This is a genomic window from Vibrio sp. V03_P4A6T147 (assembly GCF_002241085.1).
GTDB classification, from domain to species: Bacteria; Pseudomonadota; Gammaproteobacteria; order Enterobacterales; family Vibrionaceae; genus Vibrio; species Vibrio anguillarum.
In genome coordinates, this window is sequence record NZ_NDIO01000050.1 from 1 (window position 1) to 4244 (window position 4244).

General features: G+C 43.0%; 4 protein-coding genes and 2 pseudogenes. 2 read left to right on the top strand and 4 right to left on the bottom strand.

The features are described 5' to 3' along the window. A pseudogene (locus tag B9J84_RS01840) lies at positions 1–495 on the bottom strand (DUF3943 domain-containing protein); the annotation flags it as partial. Positions 496–651: 156 nt separating this feature from the next. Between B9J84_RS01840 and B9J84_RS01845 the strand changes: the two are divergent. Together B9J84_RS01845 and B9J84_RS01850 are read left to right on the top strand one after the other, a co-directional pair. Then, complete coding sequence (locus B9J84_RS01845; RefSeq protein WP_094123411.1) at positions 652–1890, top strand: CinA family nicotinamide mononucleotide deamidase-related protein; 1239 nt, start codon at positions 652–654, stop codon at positions 1888–1890. A gap of 263 nt (positions 1891–2153) precedes the next feature. After that, positions 2154–2408 (top strand): hypothetical protein, encoded by a 255-nt coding sequence (locus tag B9J84_RS01850; protein WP_013857001.1) that lies wholly within the window; start codon positions 2154–2156, stop codon positions 2406–2408. Positions 2409–2475: 67 nt separating this feature from the next. Here B9J84_RS01850 and yfaE read toward each other — a convergent pair whose 3' ends face one another. The 3 genes and pseudogenes from yfaE to B9J84_RS01865 all read right to left on the bottom strand — a co-directional run. Further along, positions 2476–2754 (bottom strand): class I ribonucleotide reductase maintenance protein YfaE, encoded by a 279-nt coding sequence (gene yfaE, locus B9J84_RS01855; RefSeq protein WP_013857000.1) that lies wholly within the window; start codon positions 2752–2754, stop codon positions 2476–2478. Next, the gene (nrdB, locus tag B9J84_RS01860; protein ID WP_010318364.1) at positions 2754–3887 is read right to left on the bottom strand and encodes a class Ia ribonucleoside-diphosphate reductase subunit beta; all 1134 of its coding nucleotides are present in this window, start codon (positions 3885–3887) and stop codon (positions 2754–2756) included. Before nrdB ends, yfaE begins: the two co-directional genes overlap by 1 nt. Before the next feature lie 68 nt (positions 3888–3955). Further along, a pseudogene (locus tag B9J84_RS01865) lies at positions 3956–4244 on the bottom strand (ribonucleotide-diphosphate reductase subunit alpha); the annotation flags it as partial.

The following is a 4244-nucleotide window of genomic DNA, read 5'->3' on the forward strand; positions in this document are numbered from 1 at the left end:
GGGGTGCATAATGTAGTTGAGATAATGCTCATCTCTATCCCAAGTGGGGCCGGATGATACGTTATCTTTCCATTTGCTGCCTATGCCGCTTATGCTGCGATCCTCTTCATCCCATTTGGTAATGGATGCAGGCAAAAATGTCATTAAACCAACGGTTGCTACGCTTAATCCTAAGATGGTGTAGGTTTGGCCTTTGAGATAGTCCCAGTCTTTTGTATCTTGCACGGTAAGATATTTAGGCAGCGCGGGCTCTTCAAGGTTTAGCGGTTGCGACTCTGCTAAGCTTGCTAAAAATGGAGAGTTCGATTGGTAAATATTCGGATCGTCATTAAAACAAGAAATTTGATTGCAGTCGACCGTATAGGAAAACTCAATGTGTTGGTTGAAATCGTATGCAGTGGCACTAGCACAAGCCGAAAACGATAACATCAATGGTATGATGCTTTTCTTTGACACGGAGGGCTCCAAAGTTTTGTTTTTAATGATCAGAATCACAATTATCCATTAAAGCGGCGGTGATGAAAACAGCAAATTATGTAAATAAGGAAACTTATGAGAAAAATAGCATTCAAAGCGTTATATATTGCACTTTATTCTCTGCCGTATTGATTGATAGCACACCTGTAATCGTACACAAAAGGACACCATGATATGTTGAAAATAGCAATGTTAAGCACGGGTGAGGAAGTGCTCCATGGCGATATTGTCGATACCAATGCTGCTTGGTTATCCAGTGAGTTCTTCCAGCACGGTTTTTCGTTAGTAAAACGATCAACGGTAGGCGATAGCCAGCAAGCCTTGGTTGAAGAGTTACTGATGCTCAGTTTCAATAATGATGTATTGATCGTGAATGGTGGGCTCGGCCCAACGTCTGATGATTTAAGTGCGGCGGCGGCGGCTCAAGCGGCGGACCAAAAGTTGGTGTTGTCTGTGCTGTGGAAGCAAAAACTGGACGAATTTTTTGCGCAGCGTGGTGTTGTGATGCCAGAAAGTAACCTCAAACAAGCGATGTTACCTGAGTTCTCTGACATCATTGATAACCCAATAGGGACGGCTTGCGGCTTTAAAGTTCAGATTAATGATTGTGTTTGTTATTTCACCCCCGGAGTACCCAAAGAGTTTAAGCTGATGGTCTCTGAACAGATTTTACCTGACTTGCTAGCGACATACCCACAACAAACGGGATTAGAGTGCAGCCGTTTATTCACTCTGGGTTCATCGGAATCGGCCATTTCAGATAAGTTGGATAAATTAGTCTTACCGGAAGGGTATATGCTGGGGTATCGTTCTTATCTGCCTTTTATTGAGGTGAAATTGTTTGGTCCGAAAAGTGATTTAGAACGCCGAGTAAAACTACTACAGATCATCTACCAGCATTTGGAACAACATGTTGTGAGTGTCGATGAACCTATGCTCACGCATATCGGTCATTTAATGCAAGACAAAGGATTATCGATCTCTATTGCAGAACAAGCGACCAAAGGTTGGCTCGCCAGTTGGTTGTTAAGTAACGAGCAAGTGGAAGCGTTGAGCGGTCACTGCTGGATTTTGAGCCGCAACGTTGAATCGGGCTTAGGCGATCAAGATCCACTCGCGGCGTCATTAGCGCTTGCTGGCGCAACGAAGGAAAAGTGTTCTACTTCGTTATCGCTCGTGACTGGTGTATTAAATGATGATCAATTTAGCCTAGCTTTATCGGCTCCACAGGGAGAGTGGGGACAGATCCTCAAATTCAAGCGTCGTTACAGCTCCGATGAGCAGAGGGAGTTAATGGGGACCATCGCGGCTGATATGTTACGCCGCTATTTATCGAATAAGCCTATTTTTGCTCAGTATGGGGCACTAATCTCCGTCAAAGAGATGTTTTTACCTGCGAGCGTCATTGGCTAATTAACTCAATGTGTTAGCGTATTTTTAAACCTAAGCTGTTGATAATTAAGTTCTTTGTATTCAAATTGTATCGGGTGGTAACTGCATGATTTTTTGGCTTATTCCGTAGGTTCGGTGAGGTGCTTAGCTTATGATTATTTCGTCTAAAGACTAAGCTCATGATTTCACGCATCAGATAAAATTGTTTCAAAATTGGGTCTTTTTTGCACACCTTTTCTCTGTACACTGTCAGTCCGCTCGATGAAATTCAGCAGGAGGCTGACATGTTTAACCAATCGAAAATTTTAGTTTGGTATAAAGTTGCAAGTCAAAAAGTGATCTTAGGTGAGGCATTGAGTAATGAAATGAGTGATGTTGTTTCTTTATGGCTCAACGCTCCATCAGACTTAGATACGCCTAGCTATCAAGGATATAGACTTTCATTGTTTGATGGGGATGGCAGAGAAATCGCTAACAAATCCGTATCAATGGGTACAGCTGATGGCATTCTTCTAGGAATGTATAAAGCCAGAGCATAGCTCTGGCTTTACCTTTTTAACGCGCCAATGTGTGATGCGTTAACAGTGCACTATTGGCAGATCGAGATTAGGCTCGCCTTGCTTTGGGTCGATAATTAACACCAGCAAGTTCCACGTGGCTTTTGGCTTTACAAATACAGGGCAATATTTCATTGCGCTCTGTGTAAGCCATCGCAAAACCAACATATTCCACTTCGCCTTTAACGAGCGTGCAGCGACAGGCACCGCAGTGACCATCGCGACAGTTGTACTCTGGCTCTAGCCCCGCACTCTCCATACTTTCCAATAAAGTATTGGAAGAGTTTGATTCTATGGTTGTAACTTTGTTGATTTTAATGGTCGCCATTACAGCTCAAAGTCCTCGAAGTCATTGGCACGAACTTCATTGTCAATTTGGCCTACAAGGTAGGAGCTGATTTCTGCTTCTTGAGGTGCAACTTGTACGTTGTCTGAAGACAACCACGCATTAATCCAAGGAATTGGGTTTGATGTTGCGCCGGGGTAGGCGATATCTAAACCAACCGCTTGCATACGAACGTTGGTGATGTATTCAACGTATTGGCACAGAATGTCTTTGTTTAAACCAATCATCGAACCATCTTTAAACAGATATTCAGCCCACTCTTTTTCTTGTTCAGCAGCCGCTTTGAACAAATCAAAACACTCTTGCTTGCACTCTTCAGCGATTTGTAAGAAGGCGAAATCGTCTTGTCCATTACGCAGCAAGTTGATCATATGCTGTGTACCTGTCAGGTGCAAAGCTTCATCACGTGCAATCAACTTGATGATTTTGGCGTTACCTTCCATCAATTCGCGCTCTGCAAAGGCAAATGAGCAGGCGAAGCTGACATAGAAACGAATCGCTTCCAACGCATTGACTGACATCAAGCAAAGATAAAGTTTACGTTTCAGGTCACCTAAGCTAATTTTGACGCTCTCACCATTAATCTGATGTGTTCCTTCACCAAAACGGTGATAGTCATTAGACAGTTGGATCAGATCATCGTAATAGTGCGCAATGTCTTTTGCGCGTTTCAATATGTGTTCATTTTCGACGATGTCATCAAACACAATACCCGGATCATTCACAATATTACGAATAATATGAGTGTATGAACGTGAGTGGATCGTTTCTGAAAATGACCAGGTTTCAATCCATGTTTCCACTTCAGGAAGCGAAACCAGCGGTAGCAGTGCCACGTTAGGGCTGCGACCTTGGATTGAATCTAGTAGCGTTTGATATTTTAAGTTCGAGATGAAAATGTGCTTTTCATGATCTGGAAGCTTGTTGTAATCAATGCGATCACTCGATACGTCGACTTCTTCTGGACGCCAGAAGAACGAGAGCTGTTTTTCTATCAGTTTTTCAAAAATTTCAAACTTTTGCTGGTCGTAACGAGCCACGTTAACCGATTGGCCAAGAAACATCGGTTCTTTGAGTTGATCATTCTTTTTTTGAGAAAAAGTACTGTAAGCCATAAATGCCTCAATCCCTTTTAAGCTCCCCTGCGTGGGGAGCATTATTGAATACGTTGAGTGAAATAGAGTTAGATCTTACAACCGCCGCCCGCACAATCATCATCTTGTGCCTGTACTGCGTCTTTTTGATCATCCTTCGCGCCATCACGAGTGTTGTGATAGTACAAGGTTTTCACACCAAATTTATATGCCGTCAGCAGATCTTGCAGCAACTGTTTCATTGGCACTTTGCCACTTTCATACGCGCTGGGGTCGTAGTTGGTATTAGCGGAAATCGCTTGGTCAACAAATTTCTGCATGATGCCGACTAGGTGCAGATAACCGTTGTTAGAACCAATATTCCACAATAACTCATAG

Coding starts and splice junctions, on each gene's coding strand:
- B9J84_RS01845 (WP_094123411.1), top strand. CDS start 652: ATGTTGAAAATAGCAATGTTAAGCACGGGTGAGGAAGTGCTCCATGGC.
- B9J84_RS01850 (WP_013857001.1), top strand. CDS start 2,154: ATGTTTAACCAATCGAAAATTTTAGTTTGGTATAAAGTTGCAAGTCAA.
- yfaE (WP_013857000.1), bottom strand. CDS start 2,754: ATGGCGACCATTAAAATCAACAAAGTTACAACCATAGAATCAAACTCT.
- nrdB (WP_010318364.1), bottom strand. CDS start 3,887: ATGGCTTACAGTACTTTTTCTCAAAAAAAGAATGATCAACTCAAAGAA.